Here is a 21,973-nt window from a genome sequence, read left to right as displayed (position 1 = left end):
AATGAAAATAACAATAGCTGGGTGAGAAAAGTATGAGTGAGAGCGTTGCAAATACCGTAACGGAAACTGTCGTTGATACTATCAAGGACAATGATTTGACGAACGGCGTGCTGAACGCCGGGAACTGGCTGGCAGACAACCACGACCTGTTGATCCAATACGCGGTCAATATTGTCGCGGCACTGCTGATTCTGTTTATTGGTAACATCGTTACCAAGGCCGTTGCCAATGGCGTGGCAAGAATGCTGCGCAAGAAAGAAATGGACGAGGCCGTGGTGGAGTTCCTGCATTCGCTGGTTCGCTACCTGCTGTTTGTCATCGTATTGATTGCAGCTCTAAGCCGCGTTGGCGTGCAGACTGCCTCTGTGGTTGCCGTGATCGGTGCCGCTGGTTTGGCCGTTGGCCTGGCGCTGCAAGGTTCGCTGTCTAACTTCGCCGCAGGTGTTCTGATTGTGGCATTCCGTCCATTCAAGTCTGGTGACTTCGTGGAAGTTGGCGGCGTAGCCGGTCTGGTTGAGGCTATTCAGGTGTTCTCTACTATCCTGAAAACCACAGACAACAAAATGGTCGTAGTACCTAACTCGGCCGTTATCGGCGGTCCAATCACTAACTACTCGCGTCATGCTACGCGCCGTATCGACTTCGTTATCGGTGTGTCTTACAAGGCTGACCTGAAGAAGACGAAAGCGGTTCTTGAGCGTGTTGTCTCTGCTGACGAGCGTGTCTTGAAAGATCCAGCACCGACCGTGGGTGTGGTTGCTCTTGCTGATTCATCAGTGAATTTCGTGGTGCGCCCTTGGGTGAACACGGCTGACTATTGGGATGTTTACTTCGATCTGCTTCAGGCGATCAAAGAAGAGCTGGATCAAGAAGGTATCGAGATCCCATTCCCGCAAATGGACGTTCACTTGAACAAAATCGAAGGCTGATAGCGCAGCGGCGCTGGCCTGAAGGAAAAATGGAGCCATATCGGCTCCATTTTTTTATGCCTGAAATTAGGCCTCAGTCTCGGTCGGCAGCGGCAGAACCGGGTTGGGTAGGGCGGCCAATAGGTGATTGAGATCAGCACTGGCAAAAGCGAAGGTGTGATCAGGCTTGCCGGGGGTAAACATCAGGTCCTGATAGCTATATACCACCGGGTCGATTAGCAGGGTGATATCGTCAGGAAGCCCGAACGGGCAGACGGCCCCAGGCGCGCAGCCGATGGCCGAAATCATCTCGTCATGGGTACAGACGGAGACCCGTTTGCCCAGAACCTGCTTGACCAACTTGCTGTCGAGGCGGCTGTCACGGTGGGTTAGCAGCAGGCAGTGGCCGCCGCCCTTGATTTTCATGAACAGGCTCTTGGTCGGGGCGGCAGTCCAGCCGAGCGCCTTGCCTATCCGTTCATCGGCTTCGAAGTCGAGGATTGGCTCGTGCTGCCATTGCTGGTAGCTGACGCCTGCTCGGGAAAACAGGGCAAGGTTGGCGTGGTAGATTTCATCGAGTTTGTCAGGCTGCATATTGGCTCCATAGTCCTTGTGCCAGATGGCTGGCGATCACGAACATCATAGCCGCAACGGCTAGGTCAATTCCGCGTTTCACCTTGGGTTTTGATAATGTGGGAGCAAGCTTCGCTGCGCCGATTGACAGGGTATAGAACCAGACGAACGAGGCCATGATGGTCCCTGCGGCAAAAGCGGTACGGTCGCTGCCCTCGAACTGGCCACCGATTGAACCGAGGATCACCACGGTATCGAGGTAGACATGGGGGTTGAGGACAGTGACCGCCAGCGCGCCTAGGATCACGGCTCGGCGGCCGTGAGAGAAAATCGGTGCGCTGTGGTGGTCGTCGCTGGCAGGACGAAAAGCGCTTTGTAGCGACAGTAGCCCGTAGAATGACAGGAACAGGATTCCGCCGACTGTGACGGCGGTCAGCAGGGTTTGGTTGCTGGCCAGTACGGCACCGCCGCCAAATACGCCAAGGCTGATGAAAAAGGTGTCAAGTAAACTGCAGACTGTGGCGGTTGTCAGGTGGTGGTTGCGTTTTATCCCTTGGTTGAGGACAAAGGCATTCTGGGCTCCGATGGGAATGATCATCGATGCCCCGAGCCCGAATCCTTGTAGCAAAGGCCAAATACTCATAGAGGCAGATCCTTTAAGGCGTGAAATAAGTGATGAACCAAGGATAGGCGCTGAGCCTTGATGAAGTAAATCTAATAATATTTATATAATATTAGTGTTTCTAATATAACAATGTGCCGAGGGGCGAACAGGAGGCGAGGTGATGAGGGGACTGGATTACCGTTGGATAGAGGCACTGGATGCGGTGGTAGCAATGCGGGGATTCGAGCGTGCGGCCGACAGTCTTTGTATTACCCAGTCGGCTGTCTCGCAGCGGATCAAGCAGCTAGAGAAGCTGATGGCACAGCCGATGCTGGTGCGCGGTCAGCCACCGCTTCCGACGCCGGCAGGAAAAAAACTGCTCGGGCTTTACCGTCGGGTGCGCCTGCTTGAGCAGGAGCTGCTGCCTGAACTGATCCCCGACGATAGCAGCCAGCCGTTGTCAGTGGCCATTGCGACCAACGCCGATAGTTTGGCGACCTGGTTGTTGCCTGCCCTCAAGCCCCTTCTGATGAGCAGAAGGCTGATGCTCGACTTGGTTGTCGATGACGAGACGCGGACGCTGGACAAGCTCCGCAGCGGGGAGGTGGTCGGGGCGATTAGCATGGAGCCAGCCCCGTTGCCTGGCTGTATGGCTGATTACCTCGGGCGGGTCGATTTTCTCTGCGTGGCCAGCCCGGCCTTTGCGGCCAAGTATTTTTCCGCCGGGGTGACGCGCGAGGCGTTACGTTTGGCGCCTGGGGTCTCGTTCGATCAGCATGATGATCTGCACCAACGCTTCGTCCACCAGCATTTTAATTTGCCGACAGGAAGCGTTTTGACCCATACGGTAAGATCCTCGGAGGCATTCGTAAGGATGGCGGTAGAGGGGATTGCTTATTGCCTGATCCCGCGTATTCAGATCCAGCGAGAGCTTGATGAAGGGATATTGATCAATGTGACCCCCTCCTTTTTGCTTACGAGACAGATGTACTGGCACCATTGGGCTCTTGAGAGCGGGATATTGTCCGAGTTATCCCAGCAGCTGACTGAATTTGCCCGGAACGTGCTTCCGCAATAGTGTTAATAAAACGATGTTCAAAAAATTTTTATGATTAGGGAATTTTTTGTCATGTGCTGTTGTCCAATAGCCATATTCCGAATAAACATAGGAAAGCACGATGAAAAAACAGTTAGTTGCCGTAATGTTGGGGTTGGGGATGATGGGCGCAAGTGGTATGGCTTCGGCCAATATCGATGTGCCGCATTTGGAGACGACAGGGATCGGTGAGATCACCGTCCAGCCTGATATGGCCGTGTTTTCGGTGGCGGTAGACGAAATGCGCCCTAGCGCCAAGGAAGCCAAGCTGGCAGCCGACAAGGCGGTGACAGCGTTTGTCGATCGCCTGTTGGCGGAAGGGCTTGATCGCAGCCAGATCCAAAGTGCCAATATCAGCCTTCAGCCGCAGTACCATTACCCGAAGGACAAGGCTCCCGAGCTTCAGGGATACCGGGCGACCCGTACCGTGACGGTAACCGTCAGCCAGCTTGACCAACTCAATACCTACCTAGACAGCGCGCTGGGCGATGGTATTAACCGGATCAATAATATCGAGCTGAAAGTGAGCGACGAGTCGGCGGTACAGGAGCAGGCCCGTCTGGCTGCTATCAAAGATGCCCAAACTAAGGCCAAATCATTGGCGGAAGGCTTTGGTCAAAAGCTCGATGGGGTATGGCAGATTTCCTACCAGTCGCATAACCCGCGTCCGGTAATGATGCGAATGGCGATGGATGCCGCACCAGCGAATTCGGCTGGCTACCAGGACACCCAGATCACGGTGCGTGACAGCGTGGATGTGATTTTCAAGCTGGAAGAATAGTCGCCGCGAGTCTAGCGAAAACAAAAAGGAGAGCCGATAGGCTCTCCTTTTTTTGGATCGGGGCAATGTTACGGTGCTGAGTGCAGGATCCGTGCACGGATAGTGCCATCGATCGCCTTGAGCTTTTTGAGGGCGGCATCGGCATGCACAGTTTCCACATCGATAACCACATAGCCGATTTCAGGGCCTGTCTGGAGGTACTGGGCGGCAATGTTAATCCCGTCGGCGGCAAAAATCGTGGTGATTTGGTTGAGGATCCCTGGACGGTTCTCATGGATGTGGAGCAGGCGCGAGCAGCTGCGGTGCTCGGGCAGCGACACTTCCGGGAAGCCAACCGCAGACAGGGTAGAGCCGTTATCCGAGTACTTGGCCATCTTGCCTGCCACCTCGATGCCGATATTTGCCTGAGCCTCCTGGGTCGAACCGCCGATGTGCGGGGTCAGCAGTACGTTGTCGAATTTTGCCAACGGCGTTTCAAAGGGATCGCTATTGGTCTGGGGCTCTGCCGGGAACACATCAATGGCGGCACCGGCAATATGGTTGCTTTCAAGGGCGCTGCACAGGGCGTCGATGTCAACCACGGTACCACGGGCGGCGTTGATGAAGATCGCGCCAGGCTTCATGCGGGCGAATTCCTCTGCCCCCATCATATTCTGGGTGTCAGGGGTTTCCGGGACATGGAGGCTGACAACATCACACTTGTTGAGCAGCTCGGTAAGCAGCGGCAGTTGGGTTGCATTGCCAAGCGAGAGCTTGTTTTCGATGTCGTAGTAGTAGACTTTCATCCCGAGGTTTTCGGCCAGAATGCCGAGTTGGGTACCGATATGGCCGTAGCCGATGATCCCGAGCCGCTTGCCGCGGGCCTCGAAGGCGTGATCGGCTGACTTGAACCATTCACCCCGGTGGGCCTTGGCATTTTTCTCGGGGATCCCGCGCAGTAACAGCAGGATTTCGCCCAGTACAAGTTCGGCCACGCTGCGGGTATTTGAGAACGGGGCATTGAAGACCGGGATCCCGCGCTTGGCCGCCGCGCGGAGGTTGACCTGGTTAGTCCCGATGCAGAAGCAACCCACGGCAATGAGTTTCTTGGCGGCGCTGAAGACTTCCTCGGTGAGTTCGGTGCGGGAGCGGATCCCGACAAAGTGGGCATCGGAAATCGCGGTCAGCAGTTCATCACCGGACAAGGAACCTTTGTGGTATTCGATATTGCTGTAGCCAGCCTGCTGCAGCACCTCGATGGCCGACGGGTGGACCCCTTCGAGCAGCAGAATTTTTATCTTGTCTTTATCCAGTGAATATTTAGCCATTTTGTACTCATCCTTAATACATAGATAGCGCTGGGGAAGCGGGGCAGAGGCAGGAAATGCGGGTGCAGGTATCCTGTGTGCGGGGCTGGCCATATGCGCCATATTCGGTTGTTCTGGAATTACGTTATCAAAAAACAACCAAAATGGGTAAGAATATTACAGAATAGATAAAAAAAAACGGCATATATTATGCCGTTTTGAAAGTTGGTAACGAATTTCGCGGCTGAAGGCTGGGTGAAACAGCACAGCCGCGTTGCGAATCCGTTATTTTTCGATTTTTTTCACGCCGTCCGGTGTGCCCATCAGCAGGACGTCGGCACCTCGGTGGGCGAACAGGCCGACGGTCACGACGCCAGGTAGGGCATTGATCGCATCTTCCATGGCTTTCGCATCGGTGATGGCCATGTTGTGGACATCCAAGATGATGTTGCCGTTGTCGGTGATGCAGCCTTCGCGGTAAACCGGATCGCCACCGAGCTTAACCAGCTCGCGGCCGATAAATGAGCGAGCCATTGGGATGACTTCGACCGGCAATGGGAACTGGCCCAAAACGTCAACTTGCTTAGTGTTGTCGACGATGCAGATGAATTGCTTGGCAATGGCTGCCACGATTTTCTCGCGGGTCAGCGCCGCACCGCCGCCTTTGATCATATCGAAGTCGCCGTTGATTTCGTCAGCGCCATCAACATAGATATCCAAGCTGGAGACTTCGTTGGCATCAAAGACCGGAATACCGATTTTTTCCAAGCGCTCGGTAGATGCAACAGAACTTGAAACGGCGCCCTTGATTTCCTCTTTACGGGTTGCCAGCGCGTCGATGAAGTGATTGACGGTTGAGCCGGTGCCCACCCCCACAATACTGCCTTTGGTTACGTATTCTAAGGCAGCCCAGCCTGCGGCTTTCTTCATTTCATCTTGTGTCATGCTTTTCTCCTAGTGGATGACATTGTGCGGAGCGCCGATTATAGCCAAATCCATCGCAGCCGTCAGGCGTTATCTGGCACAATAAAGCCGCAACCCTCAGATTAACAAGACAATTCTATTGTTTACATGGGCTTACCCGATGCAATGTTTTGCCAAATACCAATCGTTTGCCTTTTGGGCTACCAACAGTAATGGTGGCTGGGGGTGATGATTTCCGGCAACGGGACATCCCAGGACTGACTGGGCAGGGAGGCGACCTGCTGGCAATCATGGGCAAGGCCGATGGGGCGAGGGCCTTCACGGTGGTGGTGCCAGCGTGACAGGGTCCGATCATAGTACCCGCCGCCCATTCCCAGACGGTGCCCCCTTGCATCGAAGGCGACCAGCGGGGTGCAGACCACATCGAGATTGGCAATCGGACAAACTCGGCGGATATCGAGCACCGGTTCGGCGATCCCGAAGCGGTTGGGTGCCATGGGGGTATTGGGGCTGTAGCCGAGGAATAGGAGATGGCCTTTGCTGAAGGGATGGAGCACTGGTAAGTAAACGTGTTTGCCGGCTTGCCATAACCAGTGGATCAGCGGTTCGGTATCCAGTTCGCCATCGTTGGTTAGGTACAGGGCGATATGGTGGGCTTGTTTCAGGGTATCGGAAACTTGGCAGCGGGCAAGCAAGGCTTGGGCAGCACGATTTTGTTCAGAGGTGCTGAGCGCGCGTCGAGTTTTACGAATAGTTTGGCGAATATGCTGGCGAGTGACTCCAGCGGGAATCGTCGCTCTCATAGGTCATCCGGTGACTGAGTGGGTTCGATGATAGGCACTGTCTGCGTGCCACTGGGAATAGGTGCCCCAAGGTGCCGTTGCGAATAGTTGGCCCTTGAACCAGAGTTCAAGGTGGACCTGCAACATTAACCGTAGGCTTCTCGGTACGAGCCGAGCATGCTCAATAGCTAATAAAAGCAGATCCTGGGTTTTTGCTTATCGGCTCGGGGACGTTAATCCGCTGACGCACACCCCAGGGTCAATTCATTATCAACGCTCAGGCTGATATTGCAATGCTTTCTCCAATAAATCTTGCATTTCATTGATTCTATTGGACATTTTATCAGCATTGCGCTGTTGTTCATGGCGTTCGCTATGCAGTTCGTTGCAAATATTGAGACCGGTAAAGATCAGTAGCTGCTCGGTATTGTTGATATGGGTTCGATCTGCGAGCTCTTTCAGGCGCTGGTCAAAGTCAGCGGCCGCTGCTTTGAGGGCGTCTTCTTGACCCGCAGGACAATTTACCTTGAGGCTGCGGCCCAAAACCTGAATTTCTACTGCCTGGTTACTCATAAGTGTTTAATCTGCTCCGTGCCAGATTGATCAATATGGCATTCCGCTTGCGATACGCGTTAAGACAGCCAATATAGAAAAAGCCCTAGCAACATGCAAGCCGCCTATTCACGCTTTGCGATCAATTGTGTCTGACTAAACAGATATTAACCAGTTTGGCACAAACGTGCGCCTGTCACTCGAAAAGCCAAGTGACGCTGGTTTCTGATAAGTGGTAGCATAACAGTTAATCTAACGAATTCTATACGAAAAGGTGAACAGCCATGAGCGAACTATCATTGCCGGCCTATGAAACCCTTGAGCCGCTCCTGAAAGAACAGGGGCTTGCGGTCAACCCAGCCGAGCTGCACGGCCTGCTTAGCGGGATGATTTGCGCTGGTCTGGCGACAGACGGTGAGCACTGGCTGGCGCCAGTTGCCGATTATGCTAATCAGGGCGAGCCGCTGACTGACGGCGCCAAGGCGGTTGTGCGCTCGGTGTTTGATCCGGCAGCCAGCCAGTTGCAGGGCGTATTGAGCACCTTGCTAAATTCGACGGCGTCTGAATTGGCCGAGATTGAGTTCACCGTGTCGCTGCTGTTACCGGCAGAAAATACCGATCTCATGTTGCGTGGCGAGGCACTGGGCGAATGGGTGACCAATTTCATCTCCGGCCTTGGTCTGATGGGGATGCGCAAAGAGACCCTCTCCGATGACGTGACCGAGGCGATTGCCGCCCTGCAGGAGATCGCCCAGTTGGGCATCGACGAGGACGAGGATATGGAAGAGCAGGCGATGCTGCTGGACAATATTGTGGCCTACGTCCCTGAATGTGTTCTAGTGTGTTTGGTTGGTCTGAGCCAGCGTGGCGAGCTCGACGAGGCGGGGCACGAACAGGACGGCAAGCCAACCTTGCATTGATCTATGGGCGAATGTGATAGAGGGCATACCGTGAAGCAGTATGATGTCGTTATTGCTGGAGGGGCGATGGCCGGGGCAACCTTGGCCATTGCGCTCGATACGTTGGGCGGCGGTCGATTGAAAATCGCTGTGGTAGAGGCTGTCGAGCCGTGTCTTGACCAGCACCCGGGCTATGATGCCCGCAGTATAGCGTTATCTCTTGGTTCATCCGAACTGCTGACCTCGATTGGGTGCTGGCAGGCGTTGTCCGATATGGCTACTCCGATTTCGGATATCCATGTTTCTGACCGTGGCCATGCCGGTATGCTGCATATCGGTGCCCGCGAACAGGCTGTCAACGCACTCGGTTATGTCATTGAGCTGGCTGATGCAGGCAAGCTGTTTCACCGTCAACTAGCTGAACGCGAGTCGATAGACCTGTTGTGCCCGGAGACCATCGAGGCCATTGAACGGGATCTCGAGGGCAACATCCTCACCTTGGCCAGCGGCAAGCGGTTGGCTTGCTCGCTGGTGGTGGCGGCCGACGGTGCCGTGTCGGGATGCTGTGAGATGCTGGGGATCGGGCGCGATGAGCATGACTTCCAGCAAATTGCGGTGATTGCCAATGTCACGACTGCCGAACATCACCAGGGACGGGCTTTCGAGCGCTTTACCCCTGACGGCCCTGTTGCTTTACTGCCGATGTCGGAGGGGCGCTGTTCGCTGGTATGGTGTATCCGCCCCGAGTCGCAGGCCGAAATCATGGGCCTTGACGACGAGGCGTTTCTGGCTCGCCTTCAGCAGGCGTTTGGCTGGCGGTTGGGCCGTATGCAAAGAGCCGGGCGGCGAGATGCCTATCCGTTGCTGTTGCGTTGCTCCCAGCGGCTGGTTTCCCATCGGGCTGCGGTGGTAGGCAATGCAGCCCAGACCCTTCACCCGATTGCCGGTCAGGGGTTCAACCTCGGGCTGCGCGATGTCATGAGCCTTGCCGAGGAGATCCTGCGCGGAACGGCCGAGGGGCTCGATGCCGGTCATCAGCGGATACTGAGCCGCTACCGCCAGCGCCGGACACCGGATCGCGATGCCACCGTGATGATGACGGCTGGACTGGTCGGGATTTTTGCCAATGAAAGTCTCCCTTTTGTCGTCGGCCGCAATGTAGGGTTGGCTGCGATGGGATGGAGCGATGTATGTAAGGCCCCGCTGGTGCGTCGGGCTATGGGACAGGTAGAACGATAATCATGATGCAAAATGTGGATGTCGCCATTATTGGCGGCGGAATGGTGGGATTGGCTCTGGCTGCGGCATTGGCCGATACCGAGTTGCGGGTAGCGGTGATCGAGGGGCGTGAGCCTGAGCGGGAATTGTCCGCTCTGCCCGATATCCGAGTCTCGGCCCTGAGCCGAGCCAGTGAGCGTATTTTGCGTCAGGTCGGGGCATGGCAGGGGATTGAGGCACGCCGGATGGCCCCCTATGACAAGATGGAAGTCTGGGAGCAGGACAGCTTTGCCCGGATTGCCTTTGATGCAGCCCGACTCGCCCAGCCGGATCTCGGCCATATCGTCGAGAACCGGGTGATTCAGCTGGCCTTACTTGACCGGGTGAGCCAATTGCCGAACGTGACCTTGATGATGCCGGAGCAGTGTCAGAGCATGGCGTTCGGTGAGCATGAGGCTTGGCTCAGTCTGGCATCGGGCAAGCACCTGACGGCCAAGCTGGTGGTCGGTGCCGATGGTGCGAATTCTTGGGTACGCCAGCAGTTGGATATCCCATTGACTCACTGGGATTATGGCCACAGCGCGATCGTTGCCAACATTCGCTGTAGTGATCCGCATGGTCAGACCGCCCGCCAGATTTTCCGCCCTGATGGGCCGTTGGCCTTCTTGCCGCTGGGCGAGCCGGATCTGTGCTCGATTGTCTGGTCGCTGCCGCCCGAGCGTGCCGCCGAGTTGGTGGCAATGCCGGAGCAGGCGTTCAACAAGCACTTGACCGCGGCCTTTGATCACCGTTTGGGCTTGTGCCAGGTGGAAGGTGAGCGTCAGGCGTTCCCGCTGCGAATGCGTTATGCGCGTGATTTTGTGCGTGAGCGGGTGGCCTTGGTTGGAGATGCGGCCCATACCATTCATCCACTAGCGGGGCAGGGGGTGAACCTTGGTCTGTTGGATGCCGCGAGCTTGGCTCAGGAAATCAAGGCGCTGTGGCAGCAAGATAAAGATATCGGTGCCAAGGCTAATCTGCGCCCTTATGAACGATGGCGAAAAGCAGAGGCGGCCAAGATGATTGCGTCCATGCAAGCTTTCCGAGACCTCTTTTCCGGAAGTCACCCGGCCAAGAAGCTGGTCCGTGATATCGGTATGCTGTTCGTCGACAAGGCCCCGGGCCTGAAAGACGAATTCATGCGCCGGGCATTAGGGCTGAGTGGTCATTTACCCGAATTGGCCCGTCCCCGTTGATGTTTTGCCAAGCCGCCTTCGGGCGGCTTTTTTGTTGGTATTTTTTATTACTCATTTTGGGACTTTTTCTCCTACATTAAATATCAGTAGAGCGGGCCGAGGTGGCTTGCTCGTGGCCGAGGGCGGCAAAAGGCCCTCTGTATGTCTTGTTTCTGCTTTGTTCGCAAGTGCGTGTGGCAAAAGGCAGGCTTTCAAAGGGAAGTTTAACCATGAGCTATATTCCTTCTGAGTTGAAGTTTACCAATACCCATGAGTGGGTACGCCCCGAGGGGGATGGGGTATATACCATCGGGATCACTGATCATGCCCAGTCAATGCTGGGGGATATGGTGTTTGTCGACCTGCCGGAAATAGATGCTGCCGCAGAGGCAGGGGAAGACTGTGCTGTGGCCGAGTCGGTAAAGGCTGCCACGGATGTATACGCGCCGCTTACCGGCTATGTCGTCGCGGTTAATGAAGAATTGGAGGGGGCCCCAGAATTGGTAAACAGCGATCCGTATGGTGACGGCTGGTTGTTTCAATTGAAAGTGGATGATGAAAGCGAGGTGGCAGATTTGCTTGATGCAGATAGCTATCTTGATTTGATCGACGAGGATAGCGACGACTAGTGGTGATAAGTAAAAAGCCCACCGAGGTGGGCTTGCTGCGCAGACAGGAATGGGATTAGGCGTATTCTTTCAAGCGCCTTATTTCACTGTTGATTTCTTTTACGGTTTGAAAATGGTGTTGCTGGGCCTTGATAGGTACAAGCAACTGGCCATTTTGGAACTCGTAGCCCCCCCTGCCATCAATGTAGATCCTTCCACGGAATAAACGACTAACGTGCTTTGCGATCATCTGGGGCACGTAGTGTTTGAACATGCGCATATTTTGCCAACCTTCCTTTTGCCAACGTCGTCGCAAATTATAAAACAACATGCATGAACCTTTTGTGACGACTTCAGCATAATCGCGATGTTAAAGAGATCTTGATTTATAAATTCTTTTTAATCAAAGTATCAATGCAGAATTTTATTCTGCTTCATATCTCTCAATAACAAATGTGCACCATTGCATATTATTCACGCTCTTCTGAATGATTCCCAATTAACTCCTATTTATTAATGGTTTAAATAGGATTCCCCTTCGCGTCGACACAGCCCGAACAGATCTTTTATCGGTGATTTTTCCATATGATCGGTAGCTTGCCAGGCAGAAAGGGGGAGGTGGCAGGAGAAAATGCTGATGAAGTTAAATGGTCTGATCTGCCTCTTTGCCCGTTGCACATTGGCATAGGCTTTTTTTCGCTGGAATTGTGCTGGCAACGGGAAACATGGCATCCGTCTGCGCTAGATCAATACAAGTTATTGGCATATGCCAATAATAAGGTAGTGAATATGATAGGGGGACACAATGCCAAGACCCAAACTACAGCGGCGGATCAGCTGCCGCCCGGCTTATAGCTGCTATAAGCCCAATGGGGTGCCGATGTCCCAGCTCCCGACCTTGATGTTGGCAGCTGACGAGCTTGAGGCCCTTAAACTGGTTGACCGAGATGGTCATAACCAGCTTGAGGCCGCTCGCCAGTTGGGGGTCTCCCGACAAACATTAGGCAATATTATCGCCAGTGCCCGACACAAAGTCGCCAAGGCCCTGGTCAATGGGATGGCTCTCGAATTAGAGCCGGTCACCGTTACAGAGAAGGAAACAACATGTCGTTAGCAATTGCCGTTACTGCCCGCAGGGAAGTGGCTGGCCATTTTGGCAAGGCTGCAGCATTCTTGCTGTTTGATGATAAAGGTGTGCAGGTCGCGGAAGTTGAGAACAGCGGCAGTCGCGAGGTCGGCTGTAAGCACAAGAAGCTGATCCAGCGTCAGTTGGCCGAATACGGGGTGACCCATTTAGTGGTTGGCAATATCGGTCAGCGCTCACTGGCCCGTTTGCTCAATGCCGGCTGGCAGGTCAGCCGAGTTGCCCCGCGCTCGCCGCTGGAGGCGATTGTCTCCGGCAAGGTAGCCCGCGAGGCTCTGACGGCCGCCGAGCAGGGGCGTCCCTGCAAACGTGAGAAAGGCGACTGTGGTTGTGGTTGCGGCAGCAAGAAAAAGGCGGCACCTGCTAAAATTGGCATGAAGGGACATGCGCCGCGACTAACCGGTGGCCTGTTTCGCTTAGGAGGGTTCACACGATGACATACCTATTGACGGTGATTGTTTTTCTGCTGGTGATTGCGGGCATGGCCATTGGTTGGGTGGTGAAACGCAAATCGATTCAGGGCAGCTGTGGTGGCTTGGCCAATGTCGGGGTCGAAAAGGAGTGCGGTTGCAAGGAGCCTTGCGATGAGCACAAGCTCTACCAGATCCAAGAGCCGGGAGACAAGGTCTCCTGAATGGGGTTCGTTGAAGGCCGGTGACTACCGGCCTTTTTTGATCAGTGCAGCTTGCGCAGTTCTTCTACCCGTTCGGTCACTGCATGGTGAACACAGCGGCGCAGCCATTCCTGACGGGGGTGGGCTGCATTGCGCTGGAGCCAGAGCATGTTGATATCGAAATCGGGGATGTGAACCGGAGGGCTGCATTGGCAGAGGTTGTCATGGAACACATCCAGTTTTGCCATCAGGGTCGAAACAACGCAGAGCAGGTTGCGTCCGGTCAGAAGGTGGCGGATGGTGAGGAAGCTACTTGAGCCGACAGCGATGTGGCGCTGGAAGCCTTGCTGCTGCAACTGGTTGTCGACGTTTGTCGCCAGTTTTCCGTCTGGGGTGACCAAGGCTTGCGGGGTCTGGATGTAGCGGGCGAGGTCGATGGGGCTGCCCAGCCCGGTTGCACTGGGGTCAAACAGGCAGACATGATCCTCGGTATAGAGGTATTGGTGGTCGAACTCGCGGGGGATATCGGTCATGCTGCCAATAATCAGGTCGATTTTCTGCTCTTCGGCAGCACGTTGGTAGTTGTTGCGGTCTACATTGCAAAAACTCAGCTGGCTGCGCGGCGCGGCAGCCTGGATGGCGTCGAACAGGGCTGGGGCAAACAGCAGCTCGGCGTAATCGGTCAGGCCAATACGGAACGTACCGTCGTATTGATCGGGGACGAAGGTGCCGGGGCGCAGAACCTGGCTGGTGACCATCTGTAAAATCTGATCGACAACCGGGGCCAGTTCCAGCGCCCTGTCGGTGGCAATCATCTGGTGCCCTTGACGTTCGAAAAGCGGATCATCGAGCAGGCCCCTGAGCCGAGAGAGGTTGTGGCTCATGGCTGACTGGCCGATGGATAGCTTGTCGGCCGCCTTAGTCACGCTGCGGGTTTCCATCAGGGCCGAGAAGGCGACCAGCAAGTTGAGGTCGACCCCGCGCCAGTTGATTGCGCTCATGTTCATTCCTTTATTTGTGAGTCTAGCGGCAGATATCGGCCAGCATCGGATCACAGAGCAGCAACAGATCGTCGGTGGCCAGTTCAATGCCAGCCATCCGATCCCCGCTGCTGATATTGACGAAGTCATGGCCCGTGATCGTGTGGTCAAAGATCAGTGGCAAGGGCTGCTTGAGCCCGATAGGGGCGACGGTGCCGATGATTAGTCCGGTAATTTTCTCGACATCGCTGGCATCGGCGCATGTCATCCGGCGGCAACCGAACATATCGCGTACCTTGCGCGGGTCTACCTGAGCCGGGCCGGGCACGCAGGCCAGGACGTGGAATCCACTCATATCCCTTAGCAGTATCGACTTGACCATCTGCTCGGGGGCAACGCCGCGCTCGCGGGCTGCCTCCTCGATGGTTTTGGCTGGCTGGCGATGGGGAAGAAGGCGGTATTCCACGCCTTCTTGTTCTAAGTAACGGGTGACTGGCGTGATCATTACGCGTCGTCTTCCAGAGAATAAGGCAGGGCAAGACGGTGCCAGATAGCCTCGCTGTCAGCCAGGCGGAAGCGTGTTTCCTCTTCTAGATCGTTCGGCAGGCCGGCCAGCGCAATTGCCTGCCCGTCATTGAAACGGTAGCCAGCAATGATAGTACCGCCCTTGCGCCAGTTGTCACCGACATTACGATCCAGCGTATCACCGGCCAGCGGTGTGTGATCTGCCGGGCCGCTGAGGATGTACATTGCACGCTTGTTGATGCCGCGGTACTTGGCGCGGGCGACGGTTTCCTGTCCGGTATAGCAGCCTTTCTTGAAGCTGATTGCACCGAGTGCTTGCAGGTTGACGGCTTGGGGAATGAACTCAAGCGCAGTGGCATCGTCGATGCGCGGGATTGCGTGGCGGATGTCGTACAGGTCCCATAGCGCGTCATCGCTCAGGGTAGCCTGTGGTGCCAGCTTCTCTACCAGTGCCTTGGCATGAGTTTGCTCAAGGGCCAATAGCCAGCGCTCGTCGTCGATTTGTACGGCGCTGCCGCCAGTTATGGCACGTACCGCATCGCCGGCACCGAATAGGGCATCAATGGTTTCGGTCGCCTGCGGGCCGGTCAGGCCGAGCAGGACATCGTTACTCTCGGCGATATCGACCTTGGAGAACACGGCGTATTTCTTCAGTTCCGGTAATTGGGTCGCCAGAATGCTGCGGCGCTGGAAGAAACCGTAACCGTCATTGTGGTGGAACAGGCGGAAAACGGTGCGCAGCTTGCCCTTGGCATCACAGTGGCCGCCGAGGGTTGACTGGGCGGCACCAAGGCCAACTACGTCACAGGTAACCTGACCGTGAAGGTATGACTTTTTGTCGTCACCGATCAGGGTAACCAGCGCCCAATTTGCCAAGTCAACCAGTGCCAGTTGAGGCAGGGCGTCGTGGGATGAAAGGGAAAGAGTATCGAACAGGTAGTTTTCAGACCAAGTGCTCATAGGGATTCCAGACTGTAATTGCTGCGGCATGCAGGAATGGGTTTGAAGATATGGTAAAGCGAAGGCTGCAATTTGTCAGCTCTCTGATGACTGCAGTGGTATTGGTGCGGGTTGGCGTGGCGAAAATGGCGCTAAGTTCTCATCTTGGCGCTTTGCTTGCGCTGGCGCATGGTCGAGATGGAGGTGGGCTGCTAGTATTGGCCCTAGCTATATCACTCAGAGACCGGTATCAGCGCTATGCGGTACAGGGCTCAAGGAATACATTTGAGGTTGTTACATGTTGAGTGCAGAAGAAAAAGCACGGGTTAAGTGGGCATGCCGCCGTGGGATGCTAGAGCTGGATGTGATCATTATGCCGTTCTTCGAAGAGTGCTTTGATGCGCTGCCGGAGTCTGAGCAGCAGGATTTCATAGCGTTATTGGAATGCGATGATCCTGATCTGTTTACCTGGATGATGCGCCACGGCCGCAGTGACAACCCTGCCCTTGCTGCGATGGTTGACAAGATTGTTGCCCACAACAACAGCAAGCTTCGCTGATTTCAGGCTGAGCCCTTCCATTTTTTTATTGAGCGCACTGGTAGCCTTGTATGCCGGTGCGTTGTTTTTCTTGGCGTTCTCCTCCCTTCGTAGTGATTTCCCCATTCCGCTTTTCTTGCTGATGTCATGGTGGTTGTGCCATGAGGCTGAGGCCCGGCACATCGACTACAGCCGCTATCGTGGCCGGCTCTGCCTGTACCATGATGGGACGGTTGGCTGGGCAGGGTACCGTTGGCTGGTTTGTCAGACCAAAATATGCACATCAGTGGTCATCGTGCTTAAGCTGCGTGGCCGAGAGGGGCAGCGTGGCTGGCTGGTGGTCTCCCCGAGTAGTTGTCGTGAACCGGATTACCGGAGTCTGGCGTTATTTTCCCGCTATCTAGTGGCTTCCTGAGTATACAGGCCTTTCTTTTTATCCCTCTGGCACATTCTTTACCTCAAGCTTTTTTGTGCTTGGCCGACATGGTCTCAAAGCCGAATATAAGTCGGTTGCCATTATTTGAGAAGGGAAGTCCGATGAAGATAAAACATAAATTATTGGGATTGACGGCCTTGTCGGTTGTCGCTCTTGTGGCCGTGATGGCGGCAAGCTGGTTGGCCAATGACAGGATTGTTCGGATCAATCAGGCGGTTACCACTGTGAGTGAAATGGAAGTTGCCTTGCTCAACTTACGCCGTAACGAAAAAGATTTTTTGATGCGCGGTGCCTTGAAGTATCGCGAGACGTTCTTGGCTAACTTTGCCAAGTTTCAGCAATTACAGCAGTCGCTCAACCATACACGGGAAGCTCTGGGTATCGCGTTGCCTGAATTGACACCGATGGCGCAGGCAATGGATGAATACCGAAGTGGGATGATGGTGTTGATGGAGGGGTATCAGGTGTTTGGGCTGTTGGCCGAGGAGGGGGTCAAAGGGGCATTCTTGGCGGCGTCGGGCGATCTGATCACTCAGGCTTCTGAACAGCAGTATGCTGTGGTGCCGGTATTTCGGTTGGTGAGTGCGGGCAAGATGCTGGTACTGGCCCCTAGCCAAGCCGCTGCCGACGATTTTAACAGGCAGCTGGAGGAGCAATCGGCACAACTTGCTCCTGTTTTGGGGGAGGCCTATGCGAACTACCATCGCAAGGCGCAGGCTGTGCTGGCTCAGTTGGCGGTGATCGGATTGGATCAGAACCACGGTTTGCAGGGGGCGATTCGAAGCCTGTCGCACAAGGCCGAAGCTATTTTTGCTGAACTCAAGCAGCAGCTTGAATCCGAGGTTGTGAAGGCCGAGAAGGCTACGACCGCAACGACGTTGATTGCGGTGCTTATCGTGGTATCGGGGTTGCTGGTGTTGTCGATGGCGATTGGACGTTCGATTCAAGGGCGTCTGGCATCTTTGAGCCAATTGATGGCAGAGATCACGACAAGCCATGATCTGACTCGCCGGGCGTGTGGCGACGGGCAGGATGAGTTGGCTGAGATGGCAAATAATTTCAATTATCTGCTTGCAAGCCTTAGTCAGCTTGTCGGTAATGTGCAGCAGGCGGTTGCCGAGCTGGGGCCGGAATCTCAGTTGCTGTTATCTCGTAGTCAGGAGGCAGGGCATGCTCTGCAACGCCAGTTGGCGGAGACTGATTCGGTAGCGACGGCCATCACACAGATGGGCGGGACTATCAGGGAGATCGCCAGCAACACCGAAGTGGCGGCAGGCAATGCCGATCGTTGTTACCAAGGGGCCGAAGCGGGATTGGCGGAAGTGAGTGCGACTAAGCATCAGGTTGACGGGCTGTCGCAGGACTTGGCACAGGCGAGCGACGAAGTGGCGAATTTATCTGGGCTATCGGGTGATATTGGTGCCGTGCTTGATGTGATCCGTACTATTGCCGAGCAAACTAACCTGCTGGCGCTCAATGCGGCGATTGAGGCTGCCCGTGCCGGTGAGCAGGGGCGTGGTTTTGCCGTGGTGGCGGATGAGGTCCGCTCTTTGGCGATGCGTACCAGTCAGTCGACCGAGGAAATCACATCGATTATCGAGTCGCTCCAGACCCAGATCGAGCAGGTAGTCACGCACATTGGCCACTGCCGTGAGCTGGGTGAGACGAGTGTTGGTCAGGCCGAAGGTGCCGAGGGCAAAATTCGCCTGATCATGGAGGATATGCAGCAGATTATGGATACCAGTACCCAGATTGCAGCCGCTGTCGAGCAGCAGAGTTTGGTGTCGGACGATATCCGGGCCAATGTGACGGCAATCCGCGATTTGGCCGGAACCAATGTTGCGTTGGTTGAGGACAACGCCGTGGCGGCAAATACGGTTTCGCAGCATGCCGCTGAGTTGGCCGGTGCGATCAGTAATTACCGGGTCTGACAGCGGAGGGGGCCCGCTGCCAGACCTAACCGGATCAGCAGGGCTGATCCGGGGTGAGGATGGTTGGGTGCGGATCACCCGCCGCCTCGGGATAGTCGAGGGTGTAGTGAAGCCCGACGCTTTCTTTTCGTTTCAGGGCGCAGCGGACCATCAGTTCAGCGACGTCGAGTAAGTTTCTCAGTTCGAGCAGGTTGTTGGAGACCCGGAAGTTGCTGTAGTACTCGTGGGTCTCGTCCTTGAGGAGTTGGATCCGGCGCATTGCACGCTCAAGGCGCTTGGTGGTGCGGACAATACCCATGTAGTCCCACATGAACAGGCGAAGCTCGTGCCAGTTGTGCTGGATCACCACTTCTTCGTCGGAGCAGCCGACTTGGCTTTCGTCCCAGCCGGGCAGTTCATCCGGCAGGCTGACACTGTTGATTTGGCCCGCGATGCTCTCGGCCGCCGACCACGCGTAGACCACACATTCGAGCAGTGAGTTGGAAGCCATTCGGTTTGCGCCGTGGAGGCCGGTATAGCTCACTTCACCGATGGCATACAGCCCCTCGAGGTCGGTTTGGCCGCTCTGGTTTACGACTACGCCACCACAGGTGTAGTGCGCCGCTGGCACGATAGGGATCGGCTCTTTGGTGATGTCGATGCCATAAGTCATTAGCTTTTCGTGGATCATCGGGAAATGCTTGCTCACGAAATCAGCGGGCTTGTGGCTGATATCGAGGTACATGCAGTCGGCCCCGAGACGCTTCATTTCAAAGTCGATGGCACGGGCGACGACATCTCGCGGGGCCAGTTCGCCACGTTCGTCGAAGTCGAGCATAAACCGGCTGCCGTCAGGGCGGCGCAGGTAAGCCCCTTCGCCGCGCAGGGCTTCGGTCAGCAGGAAGTTGCGGGCATCGGGGTGGAACAGGCAGGTGGGGTGGAACTGGTTGAACTCGAGGTTGGCCACCCGGCACCCGGCACGCCAGGCCATGGCAATTCCGTCACCGGAAGAGACATCGGGGTTGGAGGTGTACTGGTAGACCTTTGATGCGCCGCCAGTGGCAAGGACGACAAATTTTGCCCGCACCGTTTCGACAGCTTCGCGGTTGCGGTTCCAGACGTAGGCGCCGAGTACCCGGTTTGGCTGGTGGAGGCGACCTAGCTTCTGGTTGGTGATGAGGTCGAGGGCATTATGGCGCTCGAGGACGGTGATATTGGGGTGCTGGTGGACATTGTCTTGCAGTGAGGTCTGTACCGCCATCCCGGTGGCATCTGCCGCATGGAGGATCCGGCGGTGGCTGTGGCCGCCCTCACGGGTCAGGTGGTAGCGTGGGCTGCCATCGCTGCCGCTACCTTCTTGGTCGAAGGGGACGCCTCCGTCAATCAGCCACTGGACGCAATGCTTGGCATTCTCGGCAATGAATCGCACCACGTCCTCGTCGCACAGGTTGGCCCCGGCAATTTGGGTATCCTCAACATGGGAGTCAACGCTGTCTGACTCGTCGAAGACGGCGGCGATACCGCCTTGCGCGTAATAAGTAGCCCCTTCGCTACGCGGTCCTTTGCTAAGTACGATTACCTTGCCGAGTGGGGCGAGGCGCAGTGCCAGTGAGAGTCCTGCGGCACCACTTCCGATAACAAGCACATCGCATTGATGTTCACGGTTTTCGTTCATCATGATTCCATATCCCTTTGGTAGTGCGGTCATCTTATCAAATTTTGAACAAATTGTTCATTTTTGACTAGGGCTTCACAATTTTGCGGATCTGGCTGGTATAACTGAGAGAATGAATATCGGTATCGGGCGTTGCCTGTTAAGGCGGGGGCGTCTGTTGGCTTTACCCCTGTGCCGGATTCGCAAATTGTAGCCGTAACAATCAGTTTCGGCTGTTTTGGGTATATAATCCCCCGTATAACCCCCATAGGCGGTACTCGCGGTATCGTCCCAGTCGCGTTGATGTGCAAATTTATTTCGTTCCAGCGGAACTTTATTGTCTGCGCCGGGTCATAAATAGTGCTCACGCTCATACCGTTTTATCCTTCCGTTTGGATTGGACATGGTAAGCTACCTATCAGCAGATTGATGGGATTGCACTGGGTAATTGGCGCAATGATAAGCGAGCCAATAGCGATAAAATGACGAGTGCATTTGATATAGGAGTACACGCTCGGATGAGCGAGCAGCAAACTGATCAGGTATTAATTGAGCGGGTACAGCGCGGCGACAAACAGGCATTCAACTTGCTGGTGATGAAATACCAGAACAAGGTGTGCAACCTTGTTGCCCGGTATGTGAACAACCCCGGCGATGTGCCGGATGTTGCTCAGGAGGCATTTATCAAAGCTTACCGGGCGTTGCCGACGTTCCGGGGAGAGAGTGCCTTCTATACATGGCTGTACCGCATAGCCGTTAATACGGCGAAGAACTACTTGGTTGCTCAGGGACGTCGCCCGCCGGCCTCGGATGTTGATGCCGAAGAGGCTGAATATTACGAGTCGGGCAATGCGTTGAAAGAAATTTCGAACCCTGAGAGCCAGATGTTGTCAGATGAATTGAAGCGGGTTGTTTTTAGTACCATCGAAGGATTGCCTGATGACTTGAAGACGGCGATTACCCTGCGAGAGCTGGAAGGCTTGAGCTACGAGGAGATCGCAGAAGTTATGGACTGTCCGGTGGGAACGGTACGATCACGAATTTTCCGGGCGCGGGAGGCGGTTGAAAAACGCATCCGTCCTCTTATGCAGCGCTAGTGTTAGGCCAAACGGTGAAAAAGATGGCTGATAAAGAAAAAATCTCCGCGTTATTAGATGGCGAAGAGCTAGATCAGAGCATTATCAATGCATTGGCAGTCGATGAAGACAGCCAGCAAACCTGGCAGCATTTCAACCTCGTTGGGGATGTGATGCGCGGGGAGGCACCGAACAGCAAGGATTGGGACATCGCGGCAAGGGTAGCACTGGCACTGGAAGATGAGCCAGCGCATACCGGTACAGCTCCTCTGGTCAGCGAGCCGGCACCAGTGGTCGAACTGGCAGCGGCGCGCGAGGCGCGTATTGAATCCCAGCCAACGCCACAGCAAGCCAAGCGCTTTATGCCAGCCTGGCTGACCCAGCTGGGTCAGGTCGCGGTGGCTGCAAGCGTGTCGCTGGCGGTGATTGTCGGGGTGCAGCAATACAATGGTAGCGATGACGGCCTGGTGCCGACAGCCGATACCCAGCTTCCTGTACTGGAGACCATTCCGTTTTCAGGCACCGCCGAGCCGGTGAGCCTGACGCGAGATTCTGTGCGCACAAGCCACCATACCGGCCCGAGCGAAGAGCAGGTGATGGAACAGCGTCGCCGGATCAACGCCATGTTGCAGGATTATGAATTGCAGCTGCGTTTGAATGCTGAAGACGGTAGTATTGACCGTTCGTTGCTTGAATCGAATTAATGGCGGGGA

At 55.3% G+C, this 21,973-nt stretch carries 26 protein-coding genes and 1 other RNA gene; 15 read left to right on the top strand and 12 right to left on the bottom strand.

Translation table 11 applies throughout. The features are described from left to right. Positions 1 to 32 precede the first annotated feature (32 nt). Positions 33 to 929, top strand: coding sequence for a small-conductance mechanosensitive channel MscS (mscS, locus tag ACSF8X_RS15640; protein ID WP_047878348.1), 897 nt, complete (start codon positions 33 to 35; stop codon positions 927 to 929). 66 nt (positions 930 to 995) lie between these two features. Here the strand turns inward: mscS and ACSF8X_RS15635 are convergent, their stop codons facing one another. Beyond that, complete coding sequence (locus ACSF8X_RS15635; RefSeq protein ID WP_047878347.1) at positions 996 to 1,502, bottom strand: YbaK/EbsC family protein; 507 nt, start codon at positions 1,500 to 1,502, stop codon at positions 996 to 998. After that, the gene (locus tag ACSF8X_RS15630) at positions 1,492 to 2,124 is read right to left on the bottom strand and encodes a LysE/ArgO family amino acid transporter (protein ID WP_500850371.1); all 633 of its coding nucleotides are present in this window, start codon (positions 2,122 to 2,124) and stop codon (positions 1,492 to 1,494) included. Before ACSF8X_RS15630 ends, ACSF8X_RS15635 begins: the two co-directional genes overlap by 11 nt. Positions 2,125 to 2,266: 142 nt before the next feature. On the opposite strand from ACSF8X_RS15630, the gene ACSF8X_RS15625 reads away from it, so the two are divergent. Together ACSF8X_RS15625 and ACSF8X_RS15620 are read left to right on the top strand one after the other, a co-directional pair. After that, the gene (locus ACSF8X_RS15625; RefSeq protein ID WP_500851197.1) at positions 2,267 to 3,163 is read left to right on the top strand and encodes a LysR family transcriptional regulator ArgP; all 897 of its coding nucleotides are present in this window, start codon (positions 2,267 to 2,269) and stop codon (positions 3,161 to 3,163) included. A gap of 100 nt (positions 3,164 to 3,263) precedes the next feature. Continuing rightward, positions 3,264 to 3,962, top strand: coding sequence for an oxidative stress defense protein (locus tag ACSF8X_RS15620; protein ID WP_047878346.1), 699 nt, complete (start codon positions 3,264 to 3,266; stop codon positions 3,960 to 3,962). A gap of 68 nt (positions 3,963 to 4,030) precedes the next feature. Here ACSF8X_RS15620 and serA read toward each other — a convergent pair whose 3' ends face one another. The 5 genes from serA to zapA form a co-directional block, all read right to left on the bottom strand. Further along, positions 4,031 to 5,269, bottom strand: coding sequence for a phosphoglycerate dehydrogenase (serA, locus tag ACSF8X_RS15615; protein WP_047878345.1), 1,239 nt, complete (start codon positions 5,267 to 5,269; stop codon positions 4,031 to 4,033). A 264-nt stretch (positions 5,270 to 5,533) separates the two neighbouring features. Then, positions 5,534 to 6,193: a ribose-5-phosphate isomerase RpiA gene (gene rpiA, locus ACSF8X_RS15610; RefSeq protein ID WP_047878344.1), complete on the bottom strand. Its 660-nt coding sequence runs from the start codon at positions 6,191 to 6,193 to the stop codon at positions 5,534 to 5,536. Between the two features lie 179 nt (positions 6,194 to 6,372). Next, positions 6,373 to 6,975: a 5-formyltetrahydrofolate cyclo-ligase gene (locus tag ACSF8X_RS15605; RefSeq protein WP_500850370.1), complete on the bottom strand. Its 603-nt coding sequence runs from the start codon at positions 6,973 to 6,975 to the stop codon at positions 6,373 to 6,375. A 59-nt stretch (positions 6,976 to 7,034) separates the two neighbouring features. Then, a non-coding RNA gene (gene ssrS / locus ACSF8X_RS15600) (6S RNA) lies at positions 7,035 to 7,217 on the bottom strand. Between the two features lie 7 nt (positions 7,218 to 7,224). Further along, complete coding sequence (zapA, locus tag ACSF8X_RS15595; protein WP_047878342.1) at positions 7,225 to 7,527, bottom strand: cell division protein ZapA; 303 nt, start codon at positions 7,525 to 7,527, stop codon at positions 7,225 to 7,227. Positions 7,528 to 7,790: 263 nt separating this feature from the next. Here zapA and ACSF8X_RS15590 point away from each other — a divergent pair, with 263 nt between their 5' ends. From ACSF8X_RS15590 to gcvH, 4 genes are all read left to right on the top strand, one after another. Continuing rightward, complete coding sequence (locus tag ACSF8X_RS15590; RefSeq protein WP_500850369.1) at positions 7,791 to 8,426, top strand: UPF0149 family protein; 636 nt, start codon at positions 7,791 to 7,793, stop codon at positions 8,424 to 8,426. A 30-nt stretch (positions 8,427 to 8,456) separates the two neighbouring features. Further along, the gene (ubiH, locus tag ACSF8X_RS15585; protein ID WP_500850368.1) at positions 8,457 to 9,644 is read left to right on the top strand and encodes a 2-octaprenyl-6-methoxyphenyl hydroxylase; all 1,188 of its coding nucleotides are present in this window, start codon (positions 8,457 to 8,459) and stop codon (positions 9,642 to 9,644) included. Between the two features lie 2 nt (positions 9,645 to 9,646). Continuing rightward, positions 9,647 to 10,858 (top strand): FAD-dependent 2-octaprenylphenol hydroxylase, encoded by a 1,212-nt coding sequence (locus tag ACSF8X_RS15580; protein WP_500850367.1) that lies wholly within the window; start codon positions 9,647 to 9,649, stop codon positions 10,856 to 10,858. Between the two features lie 218 nt (positions 10,859 to 11,076). Next, a complete protein-coding gene (gcvH, locus tag ACSF8X_RS15575; protein WP_338048467.1) occupies positions 11,077 to 11,466 on the top strand; it encodes a glycine cleavage system protein GcvH in 390 nt (129 codons plus the stop codon). 55 nt (positions 11,467 to 11,521) lie between these two features. Here the strand turns inward: gcvH and ACSF8X_RS15570 are convergent, their stop codons facing one another. After that, positions 11,522 to 11,725, bottom strand: coding sequence for a DUF1107 domain-containing protein (locus tag ACSF8X_RS15570; protein ID WP_047878337.1), 204 nt, complete (start codon positions 11,723 to 11,725; stop codon positions 11,522 to 11,524). Positions 11,726 to 12,250: 525 nt separating this feature from the next. Between ACSF8X_RS15570 and ACSF8X_RS15565 the strand changes: the two genes are divergently transcribed. The 3 genes from ACSF8X_RS15565 to nqrM are packed head-to-tail and all read left to right on the top strand — an operon-like array spanning position 12,251 to position 13,223. Then, positions 12,251 to 12,559: a DUF134 domain-containing protein gene (locus ACSF8X_RS15565; protein WP_047878336.1), complete on the top strand. Its 309-nt coding sequence runs from the start codon at positions 12,251 to 12,253 to the stop codon at positions 12,557 to 12,559. Further along, the gene (locus ACSF8X_RS15560; protein ID WP_047878335.1) at positions 12,550 to 13,026 is read left to right on the top strand and encodes a NifB/NifX family molybdenum-iron cluster-binding protein; all 477 of its coding nucleotides are present in this window, start codon (positions 12,550 to 12,552) and stop codon (positions 13,024 to 13,026) included. Before ACSF8X_RS15565 ends, ACSF8X_RS15560 begins: the two co-directional genes overlap by 10 nt. Further along, positions 13,023 to 13,223, top strand: a complete 201-nt coding sequence (nqrM, locus tag ACSF8X_RS15555; RefSeq protein WP_047878334.1) for a (Na+)-NQR maturation NqrM — start codon at positions 13,023 to 13,025, stop codon at positions 13,221 to 13,223. Before ACSF8X_RS15560 ends, nqrM begins: the two co-directional genes overlap by 4 nt. A 41-nt stretch (positions 13,224 to 13,264) precedes the next feature. Here the strand turns inward: nqrM and ACSF8X_RS15550 are convergent, their stop codons facing one another. Genes ACSF8X_RS15550 through ygfZ form a run of 3 tightly spaced genes read right to left on the bottom strand, consistent with a single transcriptional unit; the run spans position 13,265 to position 15,667 of the window. Continuing rightward, positions 13,265 to 14,203 (bottom strand): LysR substrate-binding domain-containing protein, encoded by a 939-nt coding sequence (locus tag ACSF8X_RS15550; RefSeq protein WP_047878333.1) that lies wholly within the window; start codon positions 14,201 to 14,203, stop codon positions 13,265 to 13,267. A gap of 22 nt (positions 14,204 to 14,225) precedes the next feature. After that, positions 14,226 to 14,687 (bottom strand): aminoacyl-tRNA deacylase, encoded by a 462-nt coding sequence (locus ACSF8X_RS15545; protein ID WP_047878332.1) that lies wholly within the window; start codon positions 14,685 to 14,687, stop codon positions 14,226 to 14,228. Then, positions 14,687 to 15,667, bottom strand: coding sequence for a tRNA-modifying protein YgfZ (gene ygfZ, locus ACSF8X_RS15540; protein ID WP_500850366.1), 981 nt, complete (start codon positions 15,665 to 15,667; stop codon positions 14,687 to 14,689). Before ygfZ ends, ACSF8X_RS15545 begins: the two co-directional genes overlap by 1 nt. Before the next feature lie 277 nt (positions 15,668 to 15,944). Between ygfZ and ACSF8X_RS15535 the strand changes: the two genes are divergently transcribed. From ACSF8X_RS15535 to ACSF8X_RS15525, 3 genes are all read left to right on the top strand, one after another. Then, positions 15,945 to 16,205, top strand: coding sequence for an FAD assembly factor SdhE (locus ACSF8X_RS15535; protein WP_500850365.1), 261 nt, complete (start codon positions 15,945 to 15,947; stop codon positions 16,203 to 16,205). Between the two features lie 28 nt (positions 16,206 to 16,233). After that, complete coding sequence (locus ACSF8X_RS15530) at positions 16,234 to 16,599, top strand: protein YgfX (RefSeq protein ID WP_500850364.1); 366 nt, start codon at positions 16,234 to 16,236, stop codon at positions 16,597 to 16,599. Between the two features lie 122 nt (positions 16,600 to 16,721). Beyond that, positions 16,722 to 18,551: a methyl-accepting chemotaxis protein gene (locus ACSF8X_RS15525; RefSeq protein WP_500850363.1), complete on the top strand. Its 1,830-nt coding sequence runs from the start codon at positions 16,722 to 16,724 to the stop codon at positions 18,549 to 18,551. Positions 18,552 to 18,585: 34 nt separating this feature from the next. Here the strand turns inward: ACSF8X_RS15525 and nadB are convergent, their stop codons facing one another. Continuing rightward, complete coding sequence (gene nadB, locus ACSF8X_RS15520) at positions 18,586 to 20,205, bottom strand: L-aspartate oxidase (protein ID WP_500851196.1); 1,620 nt, start codon at positions 20,203 to 20,205, stop codon at positions 18,586 to 18,588. Positions 20,206 to 20,702: 497 nt separating this feature from the next. Here nadB and rpoE point away from each other — a divergent pair, with 497 nt between their 5' ends. Then, positions 20,703 to 21,281 carry an RNA polymerase sigma factor RpoE gene (rpoE, locus tag ACSF8X_RS15515; protein WP_047878325.1) on the top strand — a complete coding sequence of 193 codons (579 nt, stop codon included), beginning with the start codon at positions 20,703 to 20,705 and terminating at the stop codon, positions 21,279 to 21,281. 23 nt (positions 21,282 to 21,304) lie between these two features. Further along, entirely contained in the window at positions 21,305 to 21,964 is a 660-nt protein-coding gene (locus tag ACSF8X_RS15510; RefSeq protein ID WP_047878356.1) for an RseA family anti-sigma factor, read from the top strand. The last annotated feature ends 9 nt before the right edge of the window (positions 21,965 to 21,973 follow it).

The organism is Photobacterium panuliri, from assembly GCF_059920555.1.
Note: the sequence above shows the minus strand (reverse complement) of the source record. Positions and strands in the feature narration are given on the sequence as shown.

Bases quoted from the DNA above. Each gene is read 5' to 3' on its own strand.
- mscS (WP_047878348.1), top strand. From the start codon at position 33: ATGAGTGAGAGCGTTGCAAATACCGTAACGGAAACTGTCGTTGATACT.
- ACSF8X_RS15635 (WP_047878347.1), bottom strand. From the start codon at position 1,502: ATGCAGCCTGACAAACTCGATGAAATCTACCACGCCAACCTTGCCCTG.
- ACSF8X_RS15630 (WP_500850371.1), bottom strand. From the start codon at position 2,124: ATGAGTATTTGGCCTTTGCTACAAGGATTCGGGCTCGGGGCATCGATG.
- ACSF8X_RS15625 (WP_500851197.1), top strand. From the start codon at position 2,267: ATGAGGGGACTGGATTACCGTTGGATAGAGGCACTGGATGCGGTGGTA.
- ACSF8X_RS15620 (WP_047878346.1), top strand. From the start codon at position 3,264: ATGAAAAAACAGTTAGTTGCCGTAATGTTGGGGTTGGGGATGATGGGC.
- serA (WP_047878345.1), bottom strand. From the start codon at position 5,269: ATGGCTAAATATTCACTGGATAAAGACAAGATAAAAATTCTGCTGCTC.
- rpiA (WP_047878344.1), bottom strand. From the start codon at position 6,193: ATGACACAAGATGAAATGAAGAAAGCCGCAGGCTGGGCTGCCTTAGAA.
- ACSF8X_RS15605 (WP_500850370.1), bottom strand. From the start codon at position 6,975: ATGAGAGCGACGATTCCCGCTGGAGTCACTCGCCAGCATATTCGCCAA.
- zapA (WP_047878342.1), bottom strand. From the start codon at position 7,527: ATGAGTAACCAGGCAGTAGAAATTCAGGTTTTGGGCCGCAGCCTCAAG.
- ACSF8X_RS15590 (WP_500850369.1), top strand. From the start codon at position 7,791: ATGAGCGAACTATCATTGCCGGCCTATGAAACCCTTGAGCCGCTCCTG.
- ACSF8X_RS15580 (WP_500850367.1), top strand. From the start codon at position 9,647: ATGATGCAAAATGTGGATGTCGCCATTATTGGCGGCGGAATGGTGGGA.
- ACSF8X_RS15570 (WP_047878337.1), bottom strand. From the start codon at position 11,725: ATGCGCATGTTCAAACACTACGTGCCCCAGATGATCGCAAAGCACGTT.
- ACSF8X_RS15565 (WP_047878336.1), top strand. From the start codon at position 12,251: ATGCCAAGACCCAAACTACAGCGGCGGATCAGCTGCCGCCCGGCTTAT.
- ACSF8X_RS15560 (WP_047878335.1), top strand. From the start codon at position 12,550: ATGTCGTTAGCAATTGCCGTTACTGCCCGCAGGGAAGTGGCTGGCCAT.
- nqrM (WP_047878334.1), top strand. From the start codon at position 13,023: ATGACATACCTATTGACGGTGATTGTTTTTCTGCTGGTGATTGCGGGC.
- ACSF8X_RS15550 (WP_047878333.1), bottom strand. From the start codon at position 14,203: ATGAGCGCAATCAACTGGCGCGGGGTCGACCTCAACTTGCTGGTCGCC.
- ACSF8X_RS15545 (WP_047878332.1), bottom strand. From the start codon at position 14,687: ATGATCACGCCAGTCACCCGTTACTTAGAACAAGAAGGCGTGGAATAC.
- ygfZ (WP_500850366.1), bottom strand. From the start codon at position 15,667: ATGAGCACTTGGTCTGAAAACTACCTGTTCGATACTCTTTCCCTTTCA.
- ACSF8X_RS15535 (WP_500850365.1), top strand. From the start codon at position 15,945: ATGTTGAGTGCAGAAGAAAAAGCACGGGTTAAGTGGGCATGCCGCCGT.
- ACSF8X_RS15525 (WP_500850363.1), top strand. From the start codon at position 16,722: ATGAAGATAAAACATAAATTATTGGGATTGACGGCCTTGTCGGTTGTC.
- nadB (WP_500851196.1), bottom strand. From the start codon at position 20,205: ATGAACGAAAACCGTGAACATCAATGCGATGTGCTTGTTATCGGAAGT.
- rpoE (WP_047878325.1), top strand. From the start codon at position 20,703: ATGAGCGAGCAGCAAACTGATCAGGTATTAATTGAGCGGGTACAGCGC.
- ACSF8X_RS15510 (WP_047878356.1), top strand. From the start codon at position 21,305: ATGGCTGATAAAGAAAAAATCTCCGCGTTATTAGATGGCGAAGAGCTA.